19 protein-coding genes and 1 pseudogene are annotated in these 26,419 nt (G+C 68.6%); 9 read left to right on the top strand and 11 right to left on the bottom strand.

What is annotated here, in order from left to right:
* Positions 1 to 1,065: pseudogene (locus AB0J09_RS07785) on the bottom strand (hypothetical protein); the annotation flags it as partial.
* 137 nt (positions 1,066 to 1,202) lie between these two features.
* Here AB0J09_RS07785 and AB0J09_RS07780 point away from each other — a divergent pair.
* Together AB0J09_RS07780 and treS are read left to right on the top strand one after the other, a co-directional pair.
* A complete protein-coding gene (locus AB0J09_RS07780; RefSeq protein ID WP_360686848.1) occupies positions 1,203 to 2,837 on the top strand; it encodes an asparagine synthetase B family protein in 1,635 nt (544 codons plus the stop codon).
* A gap of 279 nt (positions 2,838 to 3,116) precedes the next feature.
* A complete protein-coding gene (gene treS, locus AB0J09_RS07775) occupies positions 3,117 to 4,808 on the top strand; it encodes a maltose alpha-D-glucosyltransferase (protein ID WP_360686845.1) in 1,692 nt (563 codons plus the stop codon).
* Here treS and AB0J09_RS07770 read toward each other — a convergent pair.
* From AB0J09_RS07770 to AB0J09_RS07760, 3 genes are read right to left on the bottom strand one after another with little or no spacing between them, the layout of a single operon-like run.
* Positions 4,795 to 7,062: an FtsX-like permease family protein gene (locus AB0J09_RS07770; RefSeq protein ID WP_360686841.1), complete on the bottom strand. Its 2,268-nt coding sequence runs from the start codon at positions 7,060 to 7,062 to the stop codon at positions 4,795 to 4,797. The two genes, treS and AB0J09_RS07770, sit on opposite strands and share 14 nt — an antisense overlap.
* Entirely contained in the window at positions 7,059 to 7,787 is a 729-nt protein-coding gene (locus AB0J09_RS07765) for an ABC transporter ATP-binding protein (RefSeq protein ID WP_360686838.1), read from the bottom strand. The genes AB0J09_RS07770 and AB0J09_RS07765 overlap by 4 nt, the downstream gene beginning before the upstream one ends.
* On the bottom strand, positions 7,784 to 8,290 hold the full coding sequence (locus AB0J09_RS07760) for a PadR family transcriptional regulator (protein ID WP_360686835.1): 507 nt from the start codon (positions 8,288 to 8,290) through the stop codon (positions 7,784 to 7,786). Before AB0J09_RS07760 ends, AB0J09_RS07765 begins: the two co-directional genes overlap by 4 nt.
* A 115-nt stretch (positions 8,291 to 8,405) precedes the next feature.
* Between AB0J09_RS07760 and AB0J09_RS07755 the strand changes: the two genes are divergently transcribed.
* From AB0J09_RS07755 to AB0J09_RS07730, 6 genes are all read left to right on the top strand, one after another.
* Positions 8,406 to 9,668 carry an ABC transporter substrate-binding protein gene (locus AB0J09_RS07755; protein ID WP_360686832.1) on the top strand — a complete coding sequence of 421 codons (1,263 nt, stop codon included), beginning with the start codon at positions 8,406 to 8,408 and terminating at the stop codon, positions 9,666 to 9,668.
* Between the two features lie 7 nt (positions 9,669 to 9,675).
* Entirely contained in the window at positions 9,676 to 10,998 is a 1,323-nt protein-coding gene (locus AB0J09_RS07750; protein ID WP_360686829.1) for an ABC transporter substrate-binding protein, read from the top strand.
* A 12-nt stretch (positions 10,999 to 11,010) separates the two neighbouring features.
* The gene (locus tag AB0J09_RS07745) at positions 11,011 to 12,387 is read left to right on the top strand and encodes an ABC transporter permease subunit (RefSeq protein WP_360686826.1); all 1,377 of its coding nucleotides are present in this window, start codon (positions 11,011 to 11,013) and stop codon (positions 12,385 to 12,387) included.
* On the top strand, positions 12,384 to 13,283 hold the full coding sequence (locus AB0J09_RS07740) for a carbohydrate ABC transporter permease (protein WP_360686823.1): 900 nt from the start codon (positions 12,384 to 12,386) through the stop codon (positions 13,281 to 13,283). The genes AB0J09_RS07745 and AB0J09_RS07740 overlap by 4 nt, the downstream gene beginning before the upstream one ends.
* 61 nt (positions 13,284 to 13,344) lie before the next feature.
* The gene (locus AB0J09_RS07735) at positions 13,345 to 14,718 is read left to right on the top strand and encodes a M1 family metallopeptidase (protein ID WP_360686820.1); all 1,374 of its coding nucleotides are present in this window, start codon (positions 13,345 to 13,347) and stop codon (positions 14,716 to 14,718) included.
* A gap of 69 nt (positions 14,719 to 14,787) precedes the next feature.
* Positions 14,788 to 15,465, top strand: a complete 678-nt coding sequence (locus AB0J09_RS07730; RefSeq protein ID WP_360686817.1) for a uracil-DNA glycosylase — start codon at positions 14,788 to 14,790, stop codon at positions 15,463 to 15,465.
* Positions 15,466 to 15,670: 205 nt separating this feature from the next.
* Here AB0J09_RS07730 and AB0J09_RS07725 read toward each other — a convergent pair whose 3' ends face one another.
* Positions 15,671 to 15,961 (bottom strand): MTH1187 family thiamine-binding protein, encoded by a 291-nt coding sequence (locus tag AB0J09_RS07725; protein WP_360686814.1) that lies wholly within the window; start codon positions 15,959 to 15,961, stop codon positions 15,671 to 15,673.
* Positions 15,962 to 16,072: 111 nt separating this feature from the next.
* Positions 16,073 to 16,393 carry a hypothetical protein gene (locus AB0J09_RS07720; RefSeq protein ID WP_360686811.1) on the bottom strand — a complete coding sequence of 107 codons (321 nt, stop codon included), beginning with the start codon at positions 16,391 to 16,393 and terminating at the stop codon, positions 16,073 to 16,075.
* Positions 16,394 to 16,642: 249 nt separating this feature from the next.
* On the opposite strand from AB0J09_RS07720, the gene AB0J09_RS07715 reads away from it, so the two are divergent.
* Positions 16,643 to 18,238 (top strand): FAD-dependent monooxygenase, encoded by a 1,596-nt coding sequence (locus AB0J09_RS07715; protein ID WP_360686809.1) that lies wholly within the window; start codon positions 16,643 to 16,645, stop codon positions 18,236 to 18,238.
* A gap of 196 nt (positions 18,239 to 18,434) precedes the next feature.
* Here the strand turns inward: AB0J09_RS07715 and AB0J09_RS07710 are convergent, their stop codons facing one another.
* The 5 genes from AB0J09_RS07710 to glgX form a co-directional block, all read right to left on the bottom strand.
* Positions 18,435 to 19,004, bottom strand: coding sequence for a hypothetical protein (locus AB0J09_RS07710; protein ID WP_360686806.1), 570 nt, complete (start codon positions 19,002 to 19,004; stop codon positions 18,435 to 18,437).
* A 242-nt stretch (positions 19,005 to 19,246) separates the two neighbouring features.
* Positions 19,247 to 20,275, bottom strand: coding sequence for a hypothetical protein (locus tag AB0J09_RS07705; RefSeq protein WP_360686803.1), 1,029 nt, complete (start codon positions 20,273 to 20,275; stop codon positions 19,247 to 19,249).
* Positions 20,276 to 20,406: 131 nt separating this feature from the next.
* Entirely contained in the window at positions 20,407 to 22,122 is a 1,716-nt protein-coding gene (treZ, locus tag AB0J09_RS07700; RefSeq protein ID WP_360686801.1) for a malto-oligosyltrehalose trehalohydrolase, read from the bottom strand.
* Complete coding sequence (gene treY, locus AB0J09_RS07695; RefSeq protein ID WP_360686798.1) at positions 22,112 to 24,241, bottom strand: malto-oligosyltrehalose synthase; 2,130 nt, start codon at positions 24,239 to 24,241, stop codon at positions 22,112 to 22,114. The genes treZ and treY overlap by 11 nt, the downstream gene beginning before the upstream one ends.
* Positions 24,234 to 26,327 carry a glycogen debranching protein GlgX gene (gene glgX, locus AB0J09_RS07690; protein WP_360686795.1) on the bottom strand — a complete coding sequence of 698 codons (2,094 nt, stop codon included), beginning with the start codon at positions 26,325 to 26,327 and terminating at the stop codon, positions 24,234 to 24,236. Before glgX ends, treY begins: the two co-directional genes overlap by 8 nt.
* Between the last annotated feature and the right edge of the window lie 92 nt (positions 26,328 to 26,419).

The raw sequence follows: 26,419 nt of genomic DNA, 5'->3' as shown, positions 1-26,419 counted from the left end.
CGTGTCATCTTCCCATCTCCGCCAGGGGGGCGTCCCCGGCGGGCAGTCCACGCCCGCCGGCCACCGGTAGGAGGTCAGCACGTCGGGGTACATGAGGTGCTCGGGCAGGAGCTGGTCGAGCGTGAGCGTCCGGTCGATGCGCCCGCTGGAGAGCGGCAGCGGATTGTGCACCCTGGGCTGCACCCCGAACTGCAACCGCGGCCAGGCCACCGTGAGATCGGTCGTGAACCGGTGCTCGAACAGCTCGGCCGCCGCGGCGTACGCGGCCACGTCGCCCTGCGTGTGCCAGAAGACGGTGCGGATGCCGCGCTCGGCGCACCAGGCGAGCAGCGCCTTGAGCCCCTCGCCCGGCTCGCCGATGATCTCCTCGGCCCACGGTCCCCGCGTGACGGACTCGACCACCAGCAGGTGCGGCACCTCCAGCGGGAGCACCCTGGCGAAGTCGCGGGGCGTGAAGCCGGTCGTCTGCCGCCACTCGTAACGCAGCAGCGCCTCGACGTGCGGGTCGGCGATCACCGCGGCCGTCAGATGCGGCCGGGTGTTGGGTCCCGTCGGCACCCGGAAGGGCTTGAGCTTGAACGAGGCGCCCCCGACCGTCCTGGTCGTACTCGTGGCCTGGAACGCGGCCCCGGGGCGCTCGTCCTTGGGCTTGACGGCCGCGGGGGGCCTGCGCTTGGGCGCGATGGGTCGCTTGACGGGCTTGGCGGCGCCCCTGAGCCCCTTGGCCAGCCGCACCGGGTTGCTCTTGCCGCTCTTGATCGCGTCGCCGAGGCGGTTCCAGCGGGCGACCTTGATCGAGGACAGCTTCCAGTTGGCGACCTCGGCCTGGAAATGCTGCTCGGCCAGCTCCCTGCGCAGCTTCTCAGCGGTCGCCTCCTCGGCGGCGAGCCGTTCCTCGGCCTCACTCAGCCGCGCGGCCAGCGCCCTGGCCTCCTCGACGCTCTGCTCGGCGGCGGCCAGCTTGGCCTGGGCGGCGTCCAGCAGCCTGGCCAGCTCGGCCGCTCGTTCCGCCTGCGCGACGGCATCCCGCAGGGCTCTGCGCGTGCTCTCAAGCTCCGTGGTCACCAGGCCTCCTTCGTCGGCCCGGCGACCAGGACGCTGCGTTCAATTGTTCGCTCGCTCCGCTCGCTCACGGCCCTCCGCTCCCTCAGCCCGGCAAAGGATACTCTTTTGCCGGAAGCGTCTCGAAGGGGTGAGATCCGGTGCAGTTCAACGTGCGGCCCTACGTCTGCGGAGCTCTAGGCCGGATCGACACCGCCATGCTCGGCAAGCTGATCGCCGCCGGGCCGCGGGTCCTCCCGGCGCTCCAGTCGCCCGAGGCAGCCTTGTTCAGCTCCACGCCGCTGCCGCCCTACCACCGGGCCGGCCAGGCGTTCGCGTTCTCCTGGGGCGAGCGCAAACCCGCCGCCGCCGAGGACTGGATGGCGGTGGCGGAGACGTACGAGACTCCGGGGCTGATCGGCGACGGCGAGCGTGTCACGCTCCACACGGGCGCCCTGGGGCTCGTGGACGTCTACTACGTGCGCCACGGCGACGCGGTCTACTTCTCGTCCCTGATCCAGCCGCTGCTCAGCCTCGTGCCGATCGAGATCGACTGGTCGGCGTGGGCCTCGATCATCCAGGTGACCTTCCCGCTGGGCGAGGCGACGCCGTACGCCGACGTCAAGCGGCTGCCCGGGTCGAGCGCGCTGGTGTGGCGGCACGGCGGGTTCGCGACGGAGCGCAGGCTGCCCCGATGGCTGCGCACGGAGCCGTACGAGTCGTGGATCAGCCCGCGCGAGATCGTCGACCTGCTGCACGAGGTCTACCAGGACTACGACGGCCGCAAGCTGCTCGTCCCGGTCAGCGGCGGCTACGACTCCCGGCTGCTCGCCGGCGTGGCCAAGGCCCGCGGGATGGACGTCGAGTCGTGGACGACCAGCCCCGACGACGGCACCGACACCGACATCGCGTTCGCCAGGTCGATCACCAGGGAGCTGGGCATCCCGCACCGGGTGATCACCCAGGACGCCGCCGACTACCCTGGCGACGCGGTCGAGGTTGCCCGCAGGCTCGAGTACCTGACGCCTCACCACGCCTGGTACGCGCCCTTCGCCAAGGAGGTGCACGGCGCGGGCCGGATCCTCGTCGACGGCCTGGCCGGCGGGCCGCTGCTGAAGAACTTCATGGTCAGCGGGGCCGCGCTGGAGGCCAGGACGCAGGCGGAGCGCACCGCGGCCGTGTTCGGCTCGCTGTCCCTGGGGGCACCTTCCCAGCCGCTCCTGTCCAAGGCCGCCGCCCAGTGGATGGAGGAGACCGTTCGGGAGCAGTTCGCGGGCGCCACCTCCATGTTCCACGGTCACCGGGCCGAGCTGCCGCTCTCGGTGCTGCACACCAGGACCGTGCGGGGCATCGCGCGCTCGGCGGTCAACCTGGTGGGGCCCGAGGCGTCGTTCGCGGCGCCGTTCATCGACCCGCGTTTCTTCGACGCCGCGCTTTCTGTCGGCGTGGCCCGCAAGGACAAGGGCCGCTTCTACCGTGAGGTGCTCCACGCGGCCAATCCACGAGTGGCCGCACTGCCCTCCACCAATGTGGTCAAGCAGCCCCTCCAAAGGGTGCCGCTGCGGTCCACGGCCGCTCCCGCCCGAAATTATTCGCACCGCATGTTGGAGACTGTGGTGAGACGGGTGCCGGGACTGCTGTCCGACGAGCTGCACGAGGTGATCGCCGGCGGACCCGACGCTCTGACCAGGTTCAACGGATGGAACGACCGCTTCTGGGTGCGGGGATTGGTGCTGTTCGGACTATGGCTGAGCGACTTCGAGAACGACCTCTCGGACCTCGCGCCACCTTTTTAGTGAACTCTGGGTAACAGGGCGATTACATACGGATCTCTCGGGTATTAACCCCGGCACAGCAGAAGCGGGTTCCGGAAAGCCACCGGGCTGGTAGTGTTCGGCCCGTAAGCGCCGCACAAACGGGCACCAGATCACAAATCAGGTCTCGTTCAAGGGCAGTGGGGTTCGCAGGGATGACGACTCCACGCGGCGCGGTCACCAGATAAACGCCGGGGCAACCGGTGACTTCGTCCTGCCCACATCTCTTCCTGTGAGCGACATATGATCAACGCATCCCCAATGCCGGAGCCGATCTCCGAGGCGTTCGTCTCGGAGGATCCAGCCTGGTACAAGCGGGCGGTGTTCTACGAGATTCTCGTCCGGGGGTTCAAGGACTCCAACGGCGACGGCACCGGCGACCTGCGCGGTCTCATCGAGAAGCTCGGCTACCTCGAGTGGCTCGGTGTGGACTGCCTGTGGCTGTTGCCGCTGTATGAGTCGCCGCTGCGTGACGGCGGCTACGACATCTCGGACTATATGAAGATCCTCCCCGACTTTGGGGACCTGGGCGATTTCGTGCAGCTGATCGAGAAGGCGCACGAGCGTGGCCTCCGGATCGTCACCGATCTTGTGATGAACCACACAAGTGATCGCCACCCCTGGTTCCAGGCGTCCCGGCACGACCCCGAGGGTCCGTACGGCGACTTCTACGTGTGGTCGGACCACCCCACGGGGTTCCCCGACGCGCCGGTGATCTTCATTGGCGCCGAGGAGTCCAACTGGACCTACGACCCGGTGCGCAAGCAGTACTACTGGCACCGTTTCTTCCACCACCAGCCGGACCTGAACTATGACAACCCGGCGGTGCAGGAGGCCATGCTGGAGGTCCTGCGGTTCTGGCTGGACCTGGGCATCGACGGGTTCCGGCTGGACGCGGTGCCGTACCTGTTCGAGCGCGAGGGCACGGCGTGCGCCGGGCTGCCCGAGACGCACTCGTACCTGAAGAAGATCAGGGCCGAGGTGGACCGGCTCTACCCCGACCGGGTGCTGCTCGCGGAGGCCAACGGCTGGCCCGAGGACGTGGTGGAGTACTTCGGCGACCCCACCACGGGCGGCGACGAATGCCACATGGCCTTCCACTTCCCGCTCATGCCGCGCATCTACATGGCGGTCAAGAAGGAGACCCGCGAGCCGATCTCCGAGATCATGTCGCGCACGCCCAAGCTGCCGGAGAAGGCGCAGTGGGGCATCTTCCTGCGTAACCACGACGAGCTCACCCTCGAGACGGTGACCGAGGAAGAGCGCGACTACATGCACAAGGAGTACGCCAAGGATCCGCGCATGCGCGCCTACCTGGGCATCCGCCGCCGGCTCGCCCCGCTGCTCGACAACGACCGTGACCGGATCGAGCTGTTCACGGCGCTGCTGCTGAGCCTGCCGGGCTCACCGATCATGTACTACGGCGACGAGATCGGCATGGGCGACAACATCTGGCTGGAGGACCGCGACTCGGTCCGCACGCCGATGCAGTGGAGCCCCGACCGCAACGCCGGCTTCTCCTCGGCCGACCCGGGGCGGCTCTACCTGCCCGCGGTCATGGACCCGATCTACGGCTACCAGGCGGTCAACGTGGAGGCCCAGCAGCGCCACGAGGGCTCACTGCTCCACTTCACCCGCAAGATGCTGGAGATCCGCCGCAAGCACCCGGTGTTCGGCGTGGGGGCGTACACGGAAATGTGGTCGTCGAACCCGTCCGTGCTCACCTTCGTCCGCGAGGACCGCGACGACATCATGCTGTGCGTGAACAACCTGTCGAAGTTCCCGCAGCCGGTCGAGCTGGACCTGCGCAGGTTCGAGGGGATGATCCCGGTCGAGGCGCGGGGCGGTGTGCGCTTCCCGCCGATCGGCGAGTTGCCGTACCTGCTCACGCTGCCGGGACACGGCTTCTACTGGTTCGCCCTGAAGACCGAGAAGTCTCTCAGCGGGAAGTGACCGGCACCTGGGCACGGGCCGCGCGGCGGGCGGGAATGAGCGCCACCGCGAGGGCCGTGCCCACGGCGACCGCGACGGCGGCGACCAGCGTCAGGGCCGAGGGCGCTCGCCCGATACCCGCGCCGACGCCGCTCGTGTGGCCCTGCAGGTCGATCAGCCCGGTCACGACGGACATGCCCGCCGCGGCGCCCACGCCGACCCCGAGCACCACCAGCAGCCCCGTGCCCGTCACGAGCGTGGCCATGACCTGGCGCGGCGTCAGGCCCATGGCCTTCAGCACGGCCAGGTCGAACGCGTGGTCGCGCAGCCCGAGCGCGCTGGCGGTGAGCAGGTTGGCCAGGCCGATCAGCATCAGCACGGCGATCAGCGCCACGATCACCACCCGGATGACCGACAGCCGGTCCGCCGGGTTGACCGCGGCCTGGACGTCCAGGCTCTCGCCCGACTCGGCCAGCAGCCGTCCGCGTACTTCGGCCTTGTCGGCGCCCGGTTTGAGCGCGAGCGCGTAGAACTCGGGCGGCACCGAGTCCTTGGCCGCCAGGCTGTCGAGCCCCACCGAGATCACTTCGCCGTCCAGGTCGGGCTCGACGGTCCTGCCGACGATCCTGACGATCAGCGGCGTGCCGCCCACGGTCAACCGCACCCGGTCGCCGATCTTGACTCCGAGCAGGTCGAGCAGGCCCTGCCCGGCCACCGCCTCGCCCTGGCGGGCGTACATGCGCCCCTCGACCACGGGGAACGGGTACGGCTCCGTCGAGCTGCCGATGGCCCGCACGCGGACCGAGCGGGCCTCTCCGGGCGCCAGGGCGTTCACATCGGTGCCCGGATAGACCTGGGCCACGTCCCTGTCCAGTTCGGCGATGCGCTTGGCGTCGGCCGGCTCCAGCTTTCCGGGCCTGACGTACAGGCTGGCGTGCTGGCCGACCTGCTCGGGGTGGTCGGCGAAGTTGTCCAGCGTGGCCCAGACGCCGAGCCCGATCGTGATCATCATCATCGGCACGGCCAGCCCGAACGCCGTCAGGAACGCCGGCACACGCCGGGTGAAGGCGTCCCTGGTGCCGAGGACGAGCGCGGGCGGGAGGCGTACGAGGAGGGCCAGCCGGGCCAGCCGGGACAGGTGGCCGCGTGGCGGCAGGGCGGGCGCGTCGGGGATCGGCGGCGTGCGGCCGCCGCGCCACGCGGGCACGCCCACCGCGGCCAGCACCACCAGGGCCGTGCCCGCGACGATGGCCAGCACGGGGATGGGCGCCACGGACGTCGCGCCGAGCACCGCCGCCGTCACGCTCCAGCCCACCAGAGCGCCGATCGCGACGCCGAGCAGCCCGAGCGCGCCGTGCTCGACCAGGAGCAGCAGCGCGATCTGGCCCCTGGTGAAGCCCATCGACTTGAGCGTTGCCAGGTCGCGGAGCTGGCCCAGCACCCGCCCGCCGGCGGCGTTGGCCAGCGCGAGTGCGGCGGCCACGAGCCCGACCACCCCGAACAGCGCCAGCAGCGTGCCCAGCAGCCGGTTGTCCAGCTCCATGGCGGCCCTGACCTCGCGCCAGGTGTAGACGCGCTGGAGCTTGTCCTCCAGCATGACGACCACCCGCTGCGAGACGACCTGCGTGGCGTCGGGGTCGGCCAGGCGCAGGCCCGTCACCCACTCGCTGCGGCCCAGCATGGGTTCGATGCGGTCGAGCATGGCGGGCAGCACGTAGGCCAGGCCGGGCGTCCACTGAGGGTAGAAGCCCTGCTCGGCGGAGTCGGCGATGCCGCGTACGTACAGGGTGTGGCGCTCGCCGCTGAGCGCGATGATCGTGAAGGGGGCGCCGATCCTGAGCCGCAGCGAGGTCGCGAAGGAGCGCTCGACGACCACCCCGTCAGGCTGTGAGGGGTCCAGCCACCTGCCCTCGGCCACCACCGGGTGCGCCACCTGCGGCGGCGTGGCGGGCATCGCGCGCAGCGCCGCGGGCTCCTTCTTGCCGTCCTGCGCCACGGTCACGGGCGCCGAGCGGTACGGGCCCGCGACCTGCGTCACGCCGTCGATGCCGCCCAGGGCCACCTGGGGGCTGTCGTCGGTGTAGAGCCAGACGTGGGCGCCGTCGGTCTGGGCGAACAGGCTCCGCCACGGGTTCGTGCCGTCCTCGAGCAGGGTCGCGGCGGTGATCAGCGCGGCCACGATCCCGGCCACGGTCAGCACCGTCAGCACCGCCTGGGCCTTCCTGGCCCGCAGGTCGGCCTTGATCCACCTGCTGCCCGCGAGAGTGGCACTCATCGAAGATCGATCACCTCGCCGGCCGTTCTCGTGCGCCTGCGCGAGATGCGGCCGTCGTCCACGATCTCCCCGTCGAACAGGGACACCAGCCGGTCGGCCAGGCTGGCCACGCGAGCGTCGTGGGTGACCATGACGATCGTCTGGCCCTCCTTGTGGACGTCGCTGAGCAGGCGGAGCACGTCACGGGTGTTGCGGCTGTCGAGGTTGCCGGTGGGCTCGTCGGCCAGCAGCACGCTGGGCTGGTTGGCCAGCGCCCTGGCCAGCGCGACCCGCTGCTGCTCCCCGCCGGACAGCTGGGCGGGCGCGGCGTCGGCGCGGTCGGTGAGGTTGAGCGCGCCGAGCAGGCTCTCCCTCCGCTCTCGGGCCACCTTGGGCGAGGCCCCGGCCAGAAGCGCGGGCAGCTCGACGTTGTCGCCGACGGTCATGTTGGCGACGAGGTTGAAGAACTGGAAGACGAACCCGACCTTCTTGCGCCGCAGCAGCGCCCACGCGCTTTCCGAGAGCGTGTCGACCCGCTTGCCGTCGAGCCAGATCTCGCCGCTGGTCCTGGTGTCGAGCCCGCCCAGCATGTGGACGAGCGTGGACTTCCCCGACCCGGAAGGACCCATGATCGCGACGAACTCACCCGGCTCCACCTGCAGATCCACACCGCGCACGGCAGGCACGGGCACTGCGCCATCCTGGTAGATTTTGACCAGATTGACCGTTTTCACAACCGCGCTCATGCCAGATCCTCCTGGCAACGCTCCAGCCAGTCAAGATCCGCCTGCAGGTGGAGCATGGCGCCCTCGATAAGAAGCGTCGCCACCCGGTCGGTGGGCGACGTACGGGCCAGGAGGTCGTTGAGATCGCCCATGAGCGACAGGTAGTGGCGGCGCTGCCGGCTGATCAGCGCCATCCGGTCGGCGATGCCGGTGAGGGGGGCGAGCACGAGCTTCATGAAGAACTCGTCGCGCACCCTGGGGCCTTCCGTGGGCTCGTCCACCCAGGTGGTGAGCACCTCCCGGCCCTTGGCCGTGAGGTAGTAGACCTTCTTGTTGGGCCGGTTGGACTGTTCGACGTCCACCGCTCTGACGAGGCCGTCCTTCTCCAGCCTGCCGAGCGTGACGTAGATCTGGCCGATGTTGGGGGAGGGATAGGCGCTGCCGAACGTCTGCTCCAGCGCCTGTTTGAGCTCGTAGCCGTGAGCCGGCTCTTTAGCCAGGAGCGCCAGCAGGTGAAGCCGCACTGCCTCACCTCCCCGCCGTGTTACGAATGCGTTACGTAGGTATCCGTTGACCTACAGATTACATGTGTGCATAACATGAATGCATCTACCTAACACGTATGTAACCCCTCTGAACATGGAGGAAACAGAGGTGCGCTCGCTTCCGCTCTTCCTAGCCGTGCTCCTGGCTGCGGCCGGATGCGCTTCGGCGAGCAATGAGGGCAGCGGCGAGACGGGTACGGGCGGCACAGGCCCCATCACGTTCGCCACCGGCCGCGACACCACGGCGTACCTGCAACCCCTGCTGGACCGCTGGAACCAGGCCCACCCGGCCGAGAAGGTGACGCTGCTCGAGCTGCCCGAGGCCGCCGACGAGCAGCGCGCTCAGATGGTGGCCAACCTCCAGGCCAAGAGCGGCCGGTACGACGTACTGGGGCTCGACGTGGTCTGGACCGCCGAATTCGCGGAGAACGGCTGGATCATCCCCCTGGAGCGCGGGTTGTTCCCGCTCGACAGGTTCCTGCCGCCCGTCGTGGAGACGGCGGTCTACAAGAACAAGCTCTGGGCCGTCCCGTACACGAGCAACGCGGGACTGCTCTACTACCGGACCGACCTGGTCAAGAAGCCGCCGCGGACGTGGGCGGAGCTCCGCGACCAGGCACGGCAGGTTACGAAAAAGAATGACATTGGAGGCTATGCCGGGCAGTTTCTGGCGTACGAAGGGCTCACCGTCAACTTCTCCGAGGCCCTGCAGTCCGCCGGCGGGCAGATCGTCAGCCGGGACGGCACGGAGGTGACCCTCGATCCGGCCAAGGCTCAGATCGCGCTCGACTTCCTGCTTCAGGGTCTGCGCGAGGGCTGGATCCCCAAGGAGTCGCTGAGCTACAAGGAGGAGGAGTCGCGCCTGGCCTTCCAGGAGGGCCGGCTGGCCTTCGCCCGCAACTGGCCGCACGCGTACGGCCCCGCCAAGGCGAAGCTGGGCGACAAGCTGGGCGTGACCCGGCTGCCCGGGCTCACCGGTCCCGGGTCCAGCACGCTGGGCGGCGCCAACCTGGCGATCAGCGCGTACTCCAGGCATCAGCACACGGCGCAGGAGTTCATCCGCTACTTCACGAGCCTGGAGAACGAGCGCCGGGTGCTCACCGAGGGCTCGTTCCCGCCCGTGTGGACCGAGCTCTACGACGATCCCGCCCTGATCAAGCGCTTCCCCTACCTCCCCGTGCTCAAGGAGAGCATCCTCGCGGCCAAGGCCCGGCCGGTGAGCGCCAACTACAACCAGCTGAGCCTGGTGATCGCCAGTTCGGTCGCCAAGGCGCTCGGCAACCCCTCCAGCGAGTCCGCCGACGACGTCGCGGCCTCCATGAAGTCAGAACTCGAAGAGATCATCAGAACCCAGTGAGGCAGCCATGCGAAAAGCCAGAGCAGCAGTCATCCTTGCCGGGCTCGCGGTAGCCGTCGCCGCCTGCGGCAACGCCCCCACGACCACCCCCACCACTTCGGGCTCCGCGTCGGCCCCCGCCGCCGCCAAGCCGCTCCAGGGCGTGAAGCTCGAGGTCGCCGCCAAGTGGACCGGTGCCGAGCAGAAGAATTTCGAGCAGGTGCTCAAGGCCTTCACCGACAAGACCGGCGCCGAGGTCACGTACGCCTCCACCGGCGAGGACACCGGCGCCTACCTCGGCCCCCGCATCCAGGGCAAGAACCCGCCGGACGTGGCCATCCTCCCGCAGCCCGGCCTGGTGCAGCAGTACGCCGACCAGAACGCGCTCAAGCCGCTCTCCGACGACGTCATCAAGGAGATCGACACCAACTACACTCCGTACTGGAAGGAGCTCGGCTCCGCCGGCGGCAAGGTGTACGGCGTGCTGATCAAGGCGGCGCACAAGTCGCTGGTCTGGTACCGCGGGCAGGCGTTCGACGACGCGGGCGTGCAGCCTGCGACCACCTGGGACGAGCTGGTCAAGAACGCGCAGACCATCGCCGACTCCGGCACCGCGCCGTTCTCGCTCTGCGCCGCCTCGGGCTGGACGCTGACCGACCTGTTCGAGAACGTCTACCTGTCCACCGCCGGCGCCGAGAACTACGACAAGCTCTCCAAGCACGAGATCCCGTGGACGGACCCGACCGTGACGACCGCGCTGGAGAAGATCCAGCAGATCGTCGGCAAGAAGGAGTTCCTGCTCGACGGTAGCTCCGGCGCCCTCCAGACCGACTACCCGACCTGCGTGTCCAAGGTCTACGGCAACAAGAAGTCCGCCATGGTCATCGAGGGTGACTTCGTGGCCGTCGAGGCCGCACAGTCGGGCGCCAAGGTCGGCGAAGAGGCGAAGTACTTCCCCTTCCCCAAGGCCGGTGACACGGCGCCCGTCGTACTGGGCGGCGACGTCGCGGTCGCGATGAAGGACTCCCCAGGCGCGATGGCGCTGCTGCAGTTCCTGGCCTCCAAGGAGGGCGGCGAGATCTGGGCCAAGCTGCCCGGCTACCTGTCGCCCAACAAGAACGTCTCCCCCGACAACTACCCCGACGAGCTGACCAAGCAGCTCGGGCAGACGATCGTCTCGGCCGGCGACGCCGTCCGCTACGACATGTCCGACCTCGCGCCGAGCGCGTTCGGCGGCACCGACGGCAAGGGCGAGTGGAAGGTGTTGCAGGACTTCCTGCGCAACCCGAGCGACATCAAGGGCGCACAGACCGCACTCGAAGCCGAGGCCAAGAAGGCCTGGAAGAAGTAAAGAGGTAAGGCCGTGACCGAACGGTTGGACGGCCCGCAGGCCCCGTCCGCGGAGATCGCGGACGGGTCCTCCACCGGACCGGCTGAAACCCCCCGTACCAAGAGACGCCTCGGCCCATCGCCGACGGTCGCCATCGCCTTCCTCCTCCCGGCGGCGCTGCTGCTGGGCATCTGGGTGGTCTACCCGATCGTCTACTCCATCTTCCGGAGCCTGTTCGACTCGGCGGGCACCGGATTCGTGGGACTGGGCAACTACGCCACGATCTTCTCCGACTCCGGCACGCTCACGACGATCCGCAACAACCTCATCTGGGTCGTCGTCGCGCCGATCGTGGTCACCACGCTGGGCCTGATCTTCGCGGTGCTGACCGAGCGGATCAGGTGGTCGACGGCGTTCAAGCTGATCGTGTTCATGCCCATGGCCGTCTCGCTGATGGCGGCCGGCGTCATCTTCCGTCTCGTCTACGAGCAGGACCCCGCCAAGGGCCTTGCCAACGCCGTGCTCACCACGGTGCACGACACGTTCTCCTCCTCGCAGGGCTACCCGGAGGCGCGCCCACGCGAGGGCGACCAGTCGCCGGTCGCCGCCGACGGCGGCGCGGTCGTCACCAAGCAACCCGTCCAGGCGGGCCAGCCGGTGCTGATCCCGATCGTGGGCGTCAAGCCGAACGTGCTGCCGGGCAACGCCCAGGCCGCCAAGGCCCCCGCGGCCGCCGGCGACCTCTCAGGGACCGTCTGGTTCGACTTCACGCCGGGAGGCGGCGGCAAGAACGGCGAGGTCGACAGCTCTGAGAAGGGCCTGCCGGGCATGACCGTCGAGGCCGTGCAGAACGGCAAGGTCGCCGGAACCGCCACGACGGCCGACGACGGCTCGTTCCGCTTCCAGGGCCTGCCCGCGGGTTCCTATGTCGTACGGCTCCCGCAGTCGAACTTCCAGGCCTCCTACGGCGGCCTGAGCTGGCTGGGCCCGGCGCTCATCACCCCGGCGATCATCGGCGCGTTCGTCTGGGTGTGGGCGGGTTTCGCCATGGTGCTGATCGCGGCCGGCCTCGCGGCGATCCCGCGTGACGCGCTGGAGGCGGCCCGCATCGACGGCGCCACGGAGTGGCAGGTGTTCCGCAAGATCACCGTGCCGCTGCTGTCGCCGGTGCTGCTCGTCGTCTTCGTGACGATGATCATCAATACGCTGAAGGTGTTCGACCTGGTCTTCATCATCGCGCCAGGCTCGGTCCAGCCGCAGGCGAACGTGATCGCGCTGGAGATGTGGCGCGTGTCGTTCGGCGGCGGGAACAACCAGGGCCTGGGCAGCGCGCTGGCTGTCTTCCTGCTCATACTGGTCCTCCCCTTCATGATCATGAACATCCGCCGGTTCAGGAGGGGAGACTCATGACGACCGCGACCGCTACCGCGCCAACAGGGCTGGAGACGGGGGCGCCGCGCAGGGGCGTGCTGGGCAAGATCGTGGACCGGATCGGCGGCGGCGCCGTCCAGGTCGTGATGGTGGTCCTCGGCCTGTTCTGGCTGGTGCCGACGCTGGGACTGCTGGTCGTCTCGATGCGTACGACACAGGTCAACACCGCAGAGGGCTGGTGGACGGTCTTCACCAAGCCGGCCGAGCTGACCCTCGCGAACTACAAGAACCTGCTGGCCAGCGGCTTCACCTCGTCCTTCTGGAACACCGTGGCGATCACGGTGCCGACCACGATCCTGGTGATCGGCATCGCGGCCATGGCCGCCTACGCGTTCGCCTGGATGGAGTTCCCCGGGCGCGACCTGGGGTTCCTCGTCGTGGTCGGGCTGCTGATCGTGCCCATCCAGATCGCGCTGATCCCCGTCGCCTCTTTCTACGGAGGCATCGGGATCTTCGGCTCGATCCCGGGCGTGGTGCTGTTCCACACGGCATTCGGGTTGCCATTCGCGATCTTCCTGCTCCGCAACTTCTTCGTCGGCATCCCTTCCTCTCTGCTGGAGGCGGCGCGGATGGACGGAGCGCCCGAGTGGAAGATCTTCGTGTCGGTGGTCTTCCCGCTGGGCAAGCCCGCCATCGCCTCGCTGGGCATCTTCCAGTTCCTGTGGGTGTGGAACGACATGCTCATCGCGCTGGTCTTCGCCAACACCGAGAACCAGCCGATGACCAAGGCCCTGCAGTCTCAGATGCGGCAGTTCGGGTCGAACGTCGACATCCTCTCGTCCGGTGCGTTCCTGTCGCTGATCATTCCGCTGGTCCTGTTCTTCGCGTTCCAGCGGTACTTCGTCCAGGGCATGATGGCCGGATCCGTGAAGTGACACGCTTGCGGGCGCCCGCCGGTTCCGGCGGGCGCCCGCACCGCGGCTCTATGATCCTTCAATGAAGCGCCTTCTCGCTCTCGCCGCAGCAGCCTTCATCTCCCTACCCCTCACCCCCGCCATAGCGCAGGAGGCCCAGCCCGGCACACCGGGCGCGGGCGACCCGTACTTCCCCGACCAGGGGAACGGCGGTTACGACGCCGGCCACTACGACCTCACGCTGGGCTACGACCCGGGCCCTGACCGCCTGGCCGGGGTGGCGCGCATCTCCGCCCGGGCCACGCAGGCGCTGAGCCGCTTCGACCTCGACCTCGTCAGCACACTCTCGGTGCGCTCCGTGACGTTGGACGGCCGGCCCGCCACGTTCTCCCAGAGCGGCTCCGAACTGGTGATCACACCCCGTTCCACGCTGCCCGCCGGGCGGGACTTCTCCGTCATCGTCCAGTACGACGGCAAGCCCGAGCACGTCGTCGACCCGGACGGCTCCATGGACGGCTGGATCAGGACAAACGACGGCGTCTTCAACGCCAACGAGCCCCAGGGCGCGATGACCTGGTATCCCGGCAACCACCACATGACCGACAAGGCCACCTACCGCTTCACGGTGACCGTGCCCAGGAGCCGGGTGGCGGTGGCCAACGGCGACCTGGTGTCGAAGGTGACGAAGGACGAGCGCACGACGTACGTCTGGAACTCCCGCGAGCCTATGGCGAGCTACCTGGTCACCGTGTCGATCGGGAAGTTCCAGCTCACCGATACCCGGGTCGGCGGCTACCGCGTGATCACCGCCGTGGACTCCAAGCTCGCCGACAGCGCGAAGAACTTCGCCGAGCGGCACGCCCCCGTGCTCGACTACTTCAGCTCGCTCTTCGGCCCGTACCCGTTCTCCTCCACCGGCGGGATCGCCGACGACGCACCCGAGGTCGGCTACGCCCTGGAGAGCCAGAGCCGGCCCATCTACCCCCATGTGCCGAGCGAGTCGCTGCTGGCCCACGAGCTGGCACACCAGTGGTTCGGCGACTCGGTGACGCCGACGCTCTGGCGCGACATCTGGCTCAACGAGGGCTTCGCCACGTACGCGCAGTGGCTCTGGGCGGACAAGCAGGGCACCCGCACCGTGCAGAGCTCGTTCGACGCGGCCTACGCGCGGGCGGCCGACGACGAGTTCTGGCAGACGCCCCCTGCCGACCCGGGCGGCCCGGCCAACCTCTTCCACGACCCGGTCTACGACCGCGGCGCGATGACACTGCACGCCCTGCGCCGCACGGTGGGCGACGAATCGTTCTTCAAGATCCTGCGCACGTGGGCTTCTGAGCACAAGTACGGCAACGCCGACACCGCCGCCTTCATCGCTCTTTCGGAGCGGGTGTCCGGTAAACAACTCGACGCCCTCTTCGACGCCTGGCTCTTCAAGCCGGGCAAACCGTCGTTGTGATCATTCTGGTACGGCTTGAGCCGACGTTTCGGCAGCAAGCCGTACCAGACCTAGATAAGCTCAACGGCCATGGCCGGTCGTCCACTGAACGAAGTCGTCGAAGCCGGATGGGCCCGTGCGCTCGAGCCCGTCGCCGAGCGGATCTCCGAGATGGGCGAGTTCCTGCGTAAGGAAATCGCCGAAGGCAGGCAGTACCTGCCCGCGGGCGCGCACGTGCTGCGTGCTTTCAACCAGCCCTTCGACGAGATCAAGGTCCTGATCGTGGGTCAGGACCCCTACCCCACGCCCGGCCACCCGGTCGGCCTGTCGTTCTCGGTGGCCCCCGATGTGCGGCCGCTGCCCGGCAGCCTGGTCAACATCTACAAGGAGATGGAGACCGACCTCGGCCTCCCCCGCCCCTCCAACGGCGACCTGACGCCATGGGCCGAGCAGGGTGTCCTGCTGCTCAACAGGGTCCTCACCGTGATGCCCGGCAAGCCCGCCTCCCACCGGGGCAAGGGCTGGGAGCAGGTCACCGAGCAGGCCATCCACGCGCTCGTGGCACGCGACAAGCCGATGGTCGCCATCCTCTGGGGCCGCGACGCGCGCAACCTGGCGCCCATGCTGGGCGACATCCCGCGCATCGAGTCCGCCCATCCCTCCCCGCTCTCGGCCCGCAGCGGTTTCTTCGGCTCGCGCCCGTTCAGCCGGGCCAATGAACTGCTCGTCCAGCAGGGCGCCACCCCTGTCGAGTGGAAGCTGCCCTAAGAGCTCGGGGGTGCGGCCGGCGGTTGACTCGGACAAGGCTTCTTGCAGCCCTCGGATCGTGTAGGTCTGGATCACGCGTGAAGTCCACCCGGGCGCTCTTGGGGTCGGTCAGGGTGACGCAGGAGGCCGCCATGGCGCCACCGAAAAGCCACAAGCGCGTGTGCCCCTGCGGCCTGGGTGTTTCCCGGCATGCCCCCTACGCAAGCTACGACAGGTGACGTTCCAGGGACTCCACCTTGGAGCTCATGGCATCCGTGACCCCGGGTCGGATGTCAGCCTTCAAAACCAGGCTCACTCGCGGGGCGACCTCGCCCACCGCTTCCGCGGCACGCTTGATCACGTCCATGACCTCGTCCCACTCGCCCTCGATCGTGGTGAACATCGCGTCCGTTCGGTTGGGCAGCCCGCTGTCGCGGACCACCTTGACGGCGCGGGCGACGGGCTCAGCGACCCCTTCGCCGACGCCCAGCGGGGTGATGGAAAATGCGACAATCACTGCCTGCTCCCTTGCGACCTGCCCGTGGAATTCGATCTTAGCGAGCTCCCGAGGCAGCCCCAAAGCGCGAAAAGCCACGACGTCTCAGAACGCCGTGGCCGCCGCCGCACGTCACACGTGGTCGTGCTCTTCTTCCTCGTCCTCGCTCGGCCCTTCCGACGGCTCCACCCCGAGCACCGCCTCACGCGGTTCGATCTCGGTGATGTGATCGACGAGCTGCAGCACGTGGTCGGGCTCGATCAGCCACTGCAGCGCCGAGGCGCCGGTCTCGTCGGAGGCGACGAGCTCGGCCTGCTCGGTGCGCTCCTCTTCGGTCAGGTCGGCATCGGGGTGCCTGATCTCGGCCAGCGCCGCCGCCTGTAGCGCGTCCACGTCGAGCACCTCGACAGTCAACTCGACCGTGAGCCGCAGGTATTTCGGTTCATCACTCATGGCGACGATGTTATGGGTTGTCGCCACCGGAGGCGGCGCCTCGGGGCTCAATCAAGGCAGCAACCTGGATGTCAGGTTGTGCGGCTCGGTGCCGGTCGGGACTGCCGGCCAGTCCTTGATGCCGACGTGGACCGGGGAGAGGCGTGCGCCCTCCAAGTTCGAGATATGTCTTGACTGTCCCTCCAGACGCGACATATCGTGTCGCTCGACCGCAAACGCGATACTACGCGTTCCCGGAGGTGGAGAAGCATGGAACAAGATCGGGTTGCCGTCCTGGTGGTGGGCGGTGGGTACGCGGGACTGAGCACGGCGGCACTCCTGGCATGGCGCGACGTACCGGTCATGCTGGTGGAGAAGCATCCGAGCACCTCGGTCCAGCCGAAGGCGTTCGGCGTCGGCCCGCGAGCCGTCGAGCTGCTGCGTCCCGTACCTGGCATAGAGCAGGAACTCAGCGACGTCTGGGCCGGCATCGGCGAGAGCATGCGCATCGCGATCGCCAAGAGCCTTGCCGACCCGAACCCTCACATGATCATGAACGACGAGCGCGAGGATTTTGCCTTCCTGGCCGACATCACGCCCGTCGCGCAGGTGGGGGCACCGCAGGCGGAGATCGAGCGGATACTGCGGTTCAAGGCCGAGGAGCTAGGCGCCGACCTGCGTTTCTCGACCGAGCTGATCTCGCTGGAACAGGACGAGGACGGTGTGACGGCGCTCATCCGTGACGCGAGCGGGGAGCACCTCGTGCGGGCCGACTACATGGTGGCCGCCGACGGATACCGGAGCCCGCTTCGGAGCCTCCTGAACGTGCCCACCTCAGGCAAGGGCGAGCTGGGCCGGATGTGCTCGATCATGTTCGACGCCGACCTGACCGGGCTGGTGCGCGAGCGCGAGGTCACGCTCTGGTACCTGCAGAACGACGCCTTCACCGGCGTGATCGTGACCGGCACCGGGGTGGGGGCGCACGTGCTGGGCGTCAACTACGCCGAGGGCGAGAGCGAGGCCGGCTTCACCGAGGAGCGCTGCATAGACCTGGTACGGATAGCGGCCGACCGGCCCGATCTGGACGTCCGAGTGCTGGACAAGGCGTCCTTCGCCATGGCGCATGTGCTGGCTGACACGTACCGCGTGGGCCGGGTCTTCTTCGCCGGGGACGCGGCCCACACCATGCCGCCGACCGGCGGGCAGGGCGGCAGCACGGGGCTCCAGGACGGCTGCGACCTCGCCTGGCGACTCTGGCTGGTCGTCACGGGCCAGGCCGGACCCGCGTTCCTCGACACATACGACGCCGAACGCCGCCCGATCAGCATCCTGACGGCCGACGCCCAGCTCGCCAACCTCGGCGTACGCATGCCTCCCGCGGCCCGTGTCGGCTACCCGGAACCCCTCGACGATCCCGTGGGCGCCATCATCGGGTTCCGCTATCACTCCACGGCCATCCTGGACGAACCCGGCGACGACGGCTCGATCCTGGAGGACCCACGCATACCGAACGGACGTCCTGGCAGCCGCGCCCCTCACGTGACCCTCGACTGGGAGGGACAGCGCATCTCGACCATCGACCTGTTCGGCTCCGGTTTCGTGCTGCTGGCCGACAAGGAGGGAGGCCAGGTGTGGATGGACGCCGGGCGGGTGGTTAAGGAACGGCTCGGGATCCAGCTCACGCGGGTGATGGTGGATGAGGAGCTGATGGACGTGGAGGGGCGCTTCCGAAAGCGGTACGGGGTCAGCGGGGGCGGCGCCGTACTGGTCCGGCCGGACGGCTACGTGGCCTGGCGCTCCACCGGCCCCGCCCCGAACCCGGCAGCGACCCTGGAGCACGTCCTGAGGCAGGTCCTCAGCCGCTAACCCACCGGCCCGCCCGCCACGGGACGGTTCCGGCACCGCTTCCGCCTCCGGTGCCGGGCCCACCACCGCTCGTCCCGCCATTCTCCGCGGCCGTGCCCAACCCCGGCTCGTCCACCGACCTCCGGCGCCAGGCCCAGTTGGCCCGTCCGCCCGGCTCCAACCGGATTTGAGCGTGACCCTCAGATCAGCAGCCGGCTCAGCCGAGGAGCACTTCCTCCCGACGAGTCCGCAGCCGGTGACGCAGTCCCTCCAGTTCGCGACAGCGCTCCCCCAGCCGCTTCACCAGGTCATGGACGGCGTCCATCCCCTCAACGCCAGCCATCATCCTGCCGAGGGCCTCCACCTTCCGGACGAACTCGTCCACCACCCCCTCACCACGCAGGACCTCGAACCCGGCCGCCCTGGCGCATTCCCAAGCAGGCAGCTCGACGTTCAGCTCGGCCAGCAACCGCCCGATCTCCAGCAGCTCAGCGCCCCGAGGATCGGCCGACGCGGCCAGCCGCCGCTCCTCACGTGCCAGCAGTTCCTCGTAGAGGGCACGCGCCGGCCCCACTTCTGCCAGCTCCTGATCCACCTCTGCGAGCACGACCCCGTAAGCCCGCAGCTTCGCCTCCTCGACGGCTGCCTGCTCCTGATCCCACACCTCGATCGCATCGAGCTGCTGCCGGGCCTCGCGCACCAGGCCGGCGATGACCGCGCGCCGCTCGTGCAGCTTCTCCCACCTGTGGGCTCGCTGGCGGGCCGTACGCAGATCTTCGTCGATCATCTCAAACGGGATCACGTCACTTGGACGGTCAGACGTCCCATTTTGGTTCAGGACAATCAGGACTTTTATTAACAAATCACGCAACAGCCGTCACATCTGTCCCATCCGTTGCAGCCCGCCGGCGTCTCAGGCCTGGGTGCGGACGGGCCTCCGATGAGACGCCGCCCCCAGCTCAGTGCTCACTGGGCGCTCGTCCGCACTGGCTTGTCGGTGGCTCGGAGGACACCGCTCCAACGAGGGCGTCAGGCTGCGATGCCCGGAGGCGCCATTCGGGCTGGGGAATGCGGACGGATCGGGGCTGGGGGCTGAGGTTCGGTTGGGCGGTGGGGGGCGATCAGCGTCAGTGGAGGGTGGACGGTTGTCTGGGTGGCGCATAGCCAGTCGTTCAGGGAGCCGGGAAAGCCTGAAGGTGGGCCGACCTTGAGGCAGGTGATCTGGCCTGTGCCGGGAGCCGGGCCGATCTTCAAGCGGCGGATGGTGCCTGTGCGGCCCAGTTCGCCCAGCTCCGCGTCGTACGGCGTCAGCTGGACGCCGAAGGGCAGGCCGCCGTCCGGCTGGTCCGAGGCGTGGATTTGGAGGAAGTCGTCGATCTCGCGCTCGGTGGCTTCCGGGTGGGTGGTGACGTATGCCAGCTGGTCTGCCACCAGACGATGGGCCACTGTGCGCAGGAGGTTGGTCGCGCACAGGTTGTGGGCGCAGGCGGCGCCGTCGAGGGTGATCTCCGGGAGGGCGAAGCGGCGGAGGCCTCGGGACGTGACGCGGAGGCAGTTGCACACGCCCGTGTCCGCCGGGTCCCAGGGTGGGCAGGTCGCGGCGTCGTGGACCTGCACGTCCCAGGACAGCCAGTCGTCGTTGAGGCGGAAGTCCGTGGGCTCGCCCGCGCAGCTGCCGCAGGTGAGGATGGTCGAACCCGTCAGGGGGTCGAGCAGCAGGCCGTCGCATTCGCGGGCCAGCGCGCGGGCGGCGGCTCTCGCGGCCTGGACGCTGGCAGGGAGCTTGTGCGCGGGCGCGGTCGTGGAGACCACCACATGTTGCTTGGTACGTCGTAGGCGGCGTCTTTCGTCGTCGGTGAGGTTGGCCGCTGTCGGTTTCCACGGGGTCCGATGGTGGGTCACCGTCAGGACCCCGCTGCCCATGGCGCCGATCGCGACTCTCCGGTAGGGGCCGCTGATGCGCCAGGGCAGGAACGACTCGACGTCGAACAGCAACTGCTCCATGGCCACGATGAAGAGGGACGTGAGCGTGCCAGGCAAGGGGAGGACGATCTTCATAGGTGAGTGCTCCAAGGAGGGGAGTCGGTGAGGCACTCAGGATCATCGGTGAACGGGGACCGCTTGGGTGGAGTGGAGCGGGGTTCTGTGGATGGGGCCCGGAGTTGCGATCGTCCCTGTGGATAACGGGGTCAGGGGAGGGTGGGTCTGCTGATGGCCATGGACTGGGCCGGGAGGCGCAGGTTCTTCCCGTCCGCCACCACCGGCTCGTCCGACGCCAGCAGCACCGTCCCCGGCGGCACCGGCACCGTGACCGACTCCTGTGCGAAGTTCACCGCCACGGCCAGCGACCCCCGCCACATCAGCAGCCACTTCTCCAGCGGATCCACCTCCACCCGAACCCGATCCAGCCGCGGATCCGACAGCTCCGGCAGCGCCTTGCGCAGCGCGATCAGGTCGCGGTACCAGCACAGCAGCGACCAGTGCTCCTCTTCCTTGGCCTCGCTCCAGTCCAGCTTCGACCGCAGGAACGTCTCCTCCTCCGAGGGGTCGGGCGCGTCCCACACGTACCCGAACCCCTCGAACTCGCGCTCCCTTCGCGCGCCCTCGCTCTCGCGAAGCGCGGGCTCCACGTGATCGGAGAAGAACAGGAACGGCGTACGCGCCCCCCACTCCTCCCCCATGAACAGCATCGGCGTGAACGGGGAGGTCAGCAGCAGACCCGCCCCCAGCTTGAGCGCGGAGACAGGCAGCCGATCGCCCTTGGGGCGGTTGCCTATCTGGTCGTGGTTCTGGACGCAGGCCACCAGCCGGTGCCCCGGCACGCCCGCGAAAGAGCCGCCGTGGGAGCGGCCGCGGAAGGTCGAATAGCTCCCGTTGTGCAGCACGCCCGAGGTCAGCACCTTCGCCAGCGCCGGCAGCGAGGCGAAGTCCGAGTAGTAGGCGTGCGACTCCCCGCTCACCGCGCAGTGCAGGGCATGGTGTACGTCGTCGTCCCACTGAGCGGTCATGCCCAGGCCGCCGGCGTCCAGCGAGCGCACCATGCGCGGGTCGTTCAGGTCGGACTCGGCGATCAGCGACAGAGGGCGGCCGACCGAGCAGGCCAGCGCGTCGACCTCCTCCGACAGCTCCGCCAGCAGGTGCCGGGCGCGGCGGTCGTGCAACGCGTGAACGGCGTCCAGCCGCAGCCCGTCGATGTGGTAGTCACGCAGCCACTGAACGGCGTTGCCGACGAAGTACCGCCGCACCTCGTCGGAGTCCGGCCCGTCCAGATTGACGGCATCGCCCCAGTAACTGCCCTTAAATCCAGAAAAATAGGGCCCGAACGGGTGCAGGAAGTTCCCCGACGGCCCGAGGTGGTTGTAGACGACGTCCAGGATGACCCCGATCCCGGCCCGATGACACGCGTCCACGAACGACTTGAGCCCGTCAGGCCCCCCGTACGTCTCGTTGACCGCGTACAGATCCACCCCGTCATACCCCCAGTTACGCCCCCCGGGCACGGGCGCGACCGGCATGACCTCCACGAAGTCGACGCAGAGCTCCACGAGGTGCGGCAGCTTCTCGATGGCCGCCGAGAACGTCCCCTCCTGCGTGAACGTTCCCACGTGCAGCTCGTAGATCACGCCTCCCCGCAGGTCACGACCCTTCCAGTCGTAGTCGGACCAGGTGAAGCGAGCGTGGTCGTACACCGCGCTGGACCCGAAGATCCCCTCCGGCTGCCGCCGCGACCTGGGATCCGGGTACGGCCCTTCACCGTCCACCATGTACGCGTACCGTGTGCCGTGCGAGGCCCCCGCCACCGCGACCGACCACCAGTCCCCCTCCCCGCGCGACATCGCGTGGCGGACATCCCCGACGGACAGTTCGACAGTCGTGGCCTTGGGTGCCCAGACCTCAAAGATCATGTCTCTCCAGAAGTGAGACCGGATACTGACCGAGCAGGTGCGCGAGCGGGATCCGGCCCGTGTGGAGGGCGCCGGTGAGCAGGTCGCGCCAGTTGCCGGCGGGGAGCGTCAGGGACGTGGAGCCCCACCCCGACCGAGCAAGCCGCACAGGTAGCCGGGTGGCGACCGCGACGGCCTGAGGACGATCGCCCCGGGCGAAGGCGATCACGTGTTCCGCGGAGGGCCCCTCCGCCTCCAGCGGCCGGTACGGCGCCGCGCCCCCGAGACGGCGGCGCAGCCGCAGCGCCTGCGTCGTCACCAGCAGCTTGGCGGCGTCCCACGAGGTCTCCGGTTTGCGGGGGTACGTCACGGGCCGCCGGTTGTCGGGATCGACCAGCGAGAAATCGGTCGTCTCGTTGCCTTGGTACACATCGGGCACCCCCGGCATCATGAGCTGCACGAGCTTGGCTCCGAGCGAGTTCGACGTCGCGAAGGGCTCGATGCGTGCGGTGAACTCGCCCACGGGCAGCCGCACGGCCGCCGCCGCGAACTCCCGCAAGCCTCGCTCGTAGGACGGATCCGGATTTATCCAAGAAATGGCGGTCTTGGCCTCGCGCGCCGCCTTGAGCAGGTAGTCCGTGAGCCGCTCGGCCGAGATCGGCCAGGCCGCCATGAGGTTCTGCCAGGCCAGGTAGTCAAGATGGGGGTCGAAGCGCACCGAGGACGACCACGACGACACCGCGGCGGCCCACTCCCCGGGCATCTCCGACAGCACCGACAGCCGGGCGCGCACGTCCTCGGACCGCTTCGTGTCGTGCGTGGACAGCGTGGTCATCGTGTACGGCCACATCTCGGCGCAGAAGTCGTGGAACTCCTCCACCGGCACCCCAAACGCGTCCGGCTCCCCACCCACCTCGTTCAGGCACGCCAGCGGATACCACCGGTAGAGCGCCGTGTCCTCCACGCCCTTGGCCATGACCGGGCCGCACGACTGCTGGAAGCGCACGATCGCCTCGGCGGAGCCGTACAGGACCTCGCGGGCGAGCGGCAGCACGGCGGGCGAGCACGCCTCGGCGGCCAGCTCGACGATCTCGGCGGACTCGGGCGGCGGCGGCTCGCCCGGCACCACGTACGCGCGATAGACCGGCATCGCGGCCAGCAGCTCGCGCACGGCGGCGGGGTCCTGGCCGGCGGCGTCGGCGAGGCGTGCGACCTCGGCGCCGAAGAACAGGTCGAGCACCTCCCGCTTGGCCTGCGCCATCACGGGCCGGTACTCGGAAGGTTGCCCGGTCATGTCCGCGAAAAGCTGGACAAGGGGAGCTTTCCCGGCGGGATCCACGAAGAGGCCGTTGACGCGATTGAGCACGTCGTAGCCGGTGGTGCCGTCGCAGGCCCAGTCGCCCGGCAGCCGCTCGGGCCCGATGAGGATCTTCTCGACCACGGTCCAGGTCTCGCCCGCCCTGGCGCGCAGCCGTTCGAGGTAGCCCCGCGGATCGGCCAGCCCGTCGGGGTGATCGACGCGCAGCCCGTCCACCAGCCCCTCGTCGAGCAGCCAGAAGATCACCTCATGGGTGGTGAACAGCACGGACGGATCCTCGACCCGCAGCCCGATTAACGATGACACGTCGAAGAAACGCCGGTAGCCGGGCCCCTCGCGCCAGTCGACCAGCCGGTAGTGGCCGGGATGGGGGTAGGCGTGGTCGTGGTAACGCAGCACGTCGCCGTCCACGTGAGGCTCCGTGTCGTCCCCCAGCACGGGCAGGGCGACCTCCCCCTCGGACCAGTCGATGTCGAACCAGTTCGCGTACGGCGAGGCGGGCCCGTACTTGAGGACCGACCAGAACTGCGCGTTGACCGTGTTCATGTGGTTCGGCACGATGTCCACCACGATGCCAAGGTCATGGGCGGCGAGCTGCTGCGCCATCTCCCTGAACCCCGTCGCCCCGCCGAACTCCTCCCTGATCCTGGAGTGGTCGGTGACGTCGTAGCCGTGACGCGACTCGGGCGTCGCCTGCAGAACCGGCGACAGGTAGACGTGGCTGACGCCGAGATCGCGCAGGTAGCCGGCGATCTCGGCCACCTCGGCGAAGCCGAAGTCGGGGGTCAGCTGCACCCGGTAGGTGGAGGAGGGCCTAGACACGACGCAGCACCCGCACACTGCGTCCCGGCACCTCGATGGCCTCGCCGCCGCGGCACATCCGCGCATCGAGCTTGATCGGCATGGCGGTGTCGATCTCGGTCTGCCACATCTCTCCGTAATCCTTGGGGATCGTGAATTTGATGGTGTCGTGGTGGGCGTTGAACAGCAGCAGGAACGAGTCGTCCCTGATCGGGCGGCCGCGACGGTCCGGCTCGGTGATGGCCTCGCCGTTGAGGAACACGGCCAGCGACTTGGCGTATCCGACGTTCCAGTCGCTGTCGGTCATCTCCTCTCCTGTGGGGGTGAGCCACGCGATGTCGTTCTGGCCGCGTACCGGCTTGCCGTAGAAGAAGCGCCTGCGGCGGAAGACCGGATGCCTCTTGCGCAGCGCGGCCAGACTCTGGGTGAACTCCAGCAGCAGCCAGTTCTCCCGCACGTCCGACCAGTCGACCCAGGTCAGCTCGTTGTCCTGGCAGTAGCCGTTGTTGTTGCCCTTCTGCGTGCGGCCCAGCTCGTCGCCGTGGGAGAGCATCGGCACGCCCTGTGACAGGAAGAGCGTGGTGAGGAAGTTGCGTTTCTGCTGCTCGCGCAGCGACTCCACGACGTCGCCGGCGGGGCCCTCCTCGCCGCAGTTCCAGGACCTGTTGTCGTCGGTGCCGTCGCGGTTGCCCTCCTTGTTCGCCTCGTTGTGCTTGAAGTTGTACGAGACGAGGTCCTGCAGGGTGAAGCCGTCGTGGCAGGTGACGAAGTTGATCGAGGCGGCGGGACGGCGGCTGTCGTCCTGGTAGAGGTCGCTCGACCCGGTGAACCTGGAGCCGAACTCGGGCAACGTGGCAGCCTGCCCGCGCCACAGGTCGCGGATCGTGTCGCGGTAGCGCCCGTTCCACTCCGTCCACCGAGACGGGAAGTTACCGACCTGGTATCCGCCCGGCCCGACGTCCCACGGCTCGGCGATCAGCTTGACCTGCGACAGCACCGGGTCCTGCTGCACCAGGTCGAAGAACGAGCTCAGCCGGTCGACCTCGTGCAGCTCCCTGGCCAGCGTCGAGGCCAGGTCGAAGCGGAACCCGTCGACGTGCATCTCGATGACCCAGTAACGCAAGGAGTCCATGATCATCTGCAGGACGTGCGGCGAGCGCATGAGCAGGCTGTTGCCCGTGCCCGTGGTGTCCACGTAGTACCGCTTGTCGTTCTCGACCAGCCGGTAGTAGTTGAGGTTGTCGATCCCCCTGAGCCCCAGCGTCGGCCCCAGGTGGTTGCCCTCGGCGGTGTGGTTGTAGACGACGTCGAGGATGACCTCGATGCCCGCCTCGTGCAGCGCCCTGACCATGGCCTTGAACTCCAGCACCTGCCCGCCGCGCTGCCCCTGGCTGGAGTAGCGGTTGTGCGGCGCGAAGAAGCCGATCGAGTTGTAGCCCCAGTAGTTGGACAGGCCGCGCTGCTCCAGGATGTGGTCGGTGACGAACTGGTGCACCGGCATGAGCTCCAGCGCCGTCACGCCGAGCTTGGTGAGGTGGTCGAGGATCTCTGGGTGGCCGAGCGCCGCGTACGTGCCGCGCAGGTGATTGGGGATCTTCGGGTGGCTGATCGTCAGGCCCCGCACGTGGGCCTCGTAGATCACTGTGTCGTGGTACGGCGTCGCGGGCGGCCGGTCGTGCCCCCAGCCGAAGAACGGATTGATCACGATGGAGCGCGGCACGTACGGGGCCGAGTCCATGTCGTTGCGCGTGTCCGGCTGGCCGAACCGGTAGCCGTAGACCGCCTCGTTCCAGCTCACGCCCCCCTCGATGGCCATGGCGTACGGGTCGAGCAGCAGCTTGCCCGCGTTGCACCGCAGGCCGTGGGCCGGGTCGTAGGGCCCGTGGACGCGGTAGCCGTACCGCTGGCCCGGCCCGATCCCCGGCAGGTAGCCGTGCCAGATGAACCCGTCGACCTCGGTGAGCGGCACCCTCGACTCGACGTTGTCCTCGTCGAACAGGCACAGCTCAACCGCGTCCGCGACCTCGGTGTAGAGCGAGAAGTTCGTGCCCGCGCCGTCATAGGTCGCCCCGAGGGGATAGGGGTCACCCGGCCAGATCTCGATCATCGAGGCTCCCTTGCGGTCTCTCCCATGTTCCGTTCCCTCGCTCAACCCGACAAGCCGCTTTGTTCCTTCCACTGTCGCCACGTCATTACTCC

It is taken from the genome of Nonomuraea sp. NPDC049784 (assembly GCF_040659615.1).
Taxonomy (GTDB): Bacteria; Actinomycetota; Actinomycetes; order Streptosporangiales; family Streptosporangiaceae; genus Nonomuraea.
The sequence above is the reverse complement of the archived record's forward strand: the minus strand, read 5'-3'. Positions and strand labels throughout refer to the sequence as shown.

Excerpts from the sequence above, each read along its gene's own strand:
- treS (WP_360686845.1), top strand. The coding sequence starts at position 3,117 with ATGCCGGAGCCGATCTCCGAGGCGTTCGTCTCGGAGGATCCAGCCTGG.
- AB0J09_RS07770 (WP_360686841.1), bottom strand. The coding sequence starts at position 7,062 with ATGAGTGCCACTCTCGCGGGCAGCAGGTGGATCAAGGCCGACCTGCGG.
- AB0J09_RS07765 (WP_360686838.1), bottom strand. The coding sequence starts at position 7,787 with ATGAGCGCGGTTGTGAAAACGGTCAATCTGGTCAAAATCTACCAGGAT.
- AB0J09_RS07755 (WP_360686832.1), top strand. The coding sequence starts at position 8,406 with ATGGAGGAAACAGAGGTGCGCTCGCTTCCGCTCTTCCTAGCCGTGCTC.
- AB0J09_RS07750 (WP_360686829.1), top strand. The coding sequence starts at position 9,676 with ATGCGAAAAGCCAGAGCAGCAGTCATCCTTGCCGGGCTCGCGGTAGCC.
- AB0J09_RS07740 (WP_360686823.1), top strand. The coding sequence starts at position 12,384 with ATGACGACCGCGACCGCTACCGCGCCAACAGGGCTGGAGACGGGGGCG.
- AB0J09_RS07735 (WP_360686820.1), top strand. The coding sequence starts at position 13,345 with ATGAAGCGCCTTCTCGCTCTCGCCGCAGCAGCCTTCATCTCCCTACCC.
- AB0J09_RS07730 (WP_360686817.1), top strand. The coding sequence starts at position 14,788 with ATGGCCGGTCGTCCACTGAACGAAGTCGTCGAAGCCGGATGGGCCCGT.
- AB0J09_RS07720 (WP_360686811.1), bottom strand. The coding sequence starts at position 16,393 with ATGAGTGATGAACCGAAATACCTGCGGCTCACGGTCGAGTTGACTGTC.
- AB0J09_RS07715 (WP_360686809.1), top strand. The coding sequence starts at position 16,643 with ATGGAACAAGATCGGGTTGCCGTCCTGGTGGTGGGCGGTGGGTACGCG.
- AB0J09_RS07710 (WP_360686806.1), bottom strand. The coding sequence starts at position 19,004 with ATGATCGACGAAGATCTGCGTACGGCCCGCCAGCGAGCCCACAGGTGG.
- AB0J09_RS07705 (WP_360686803.1), bottom strand. The coding sequence starts at position 20,275 with ATGAAGATCGTCCTCCCCTTGCCTGGCACGCTCACGTCCCTCTTCATC.
- treZ (WP_360686801.1), bottom strand. The coding sequence starts at position 22,122 with ATGATCTTTGAGGTCTGGGCACCCAAGGCCACGACTGTCGAACTGTCC.
- glgX (WP_360686795.1), bottom strand. The coding sequence starts at position 26,327 with ATGATCGAGATCTGGCCGGGTGACCCCTATCCCCTCGGGGCGACCTAT.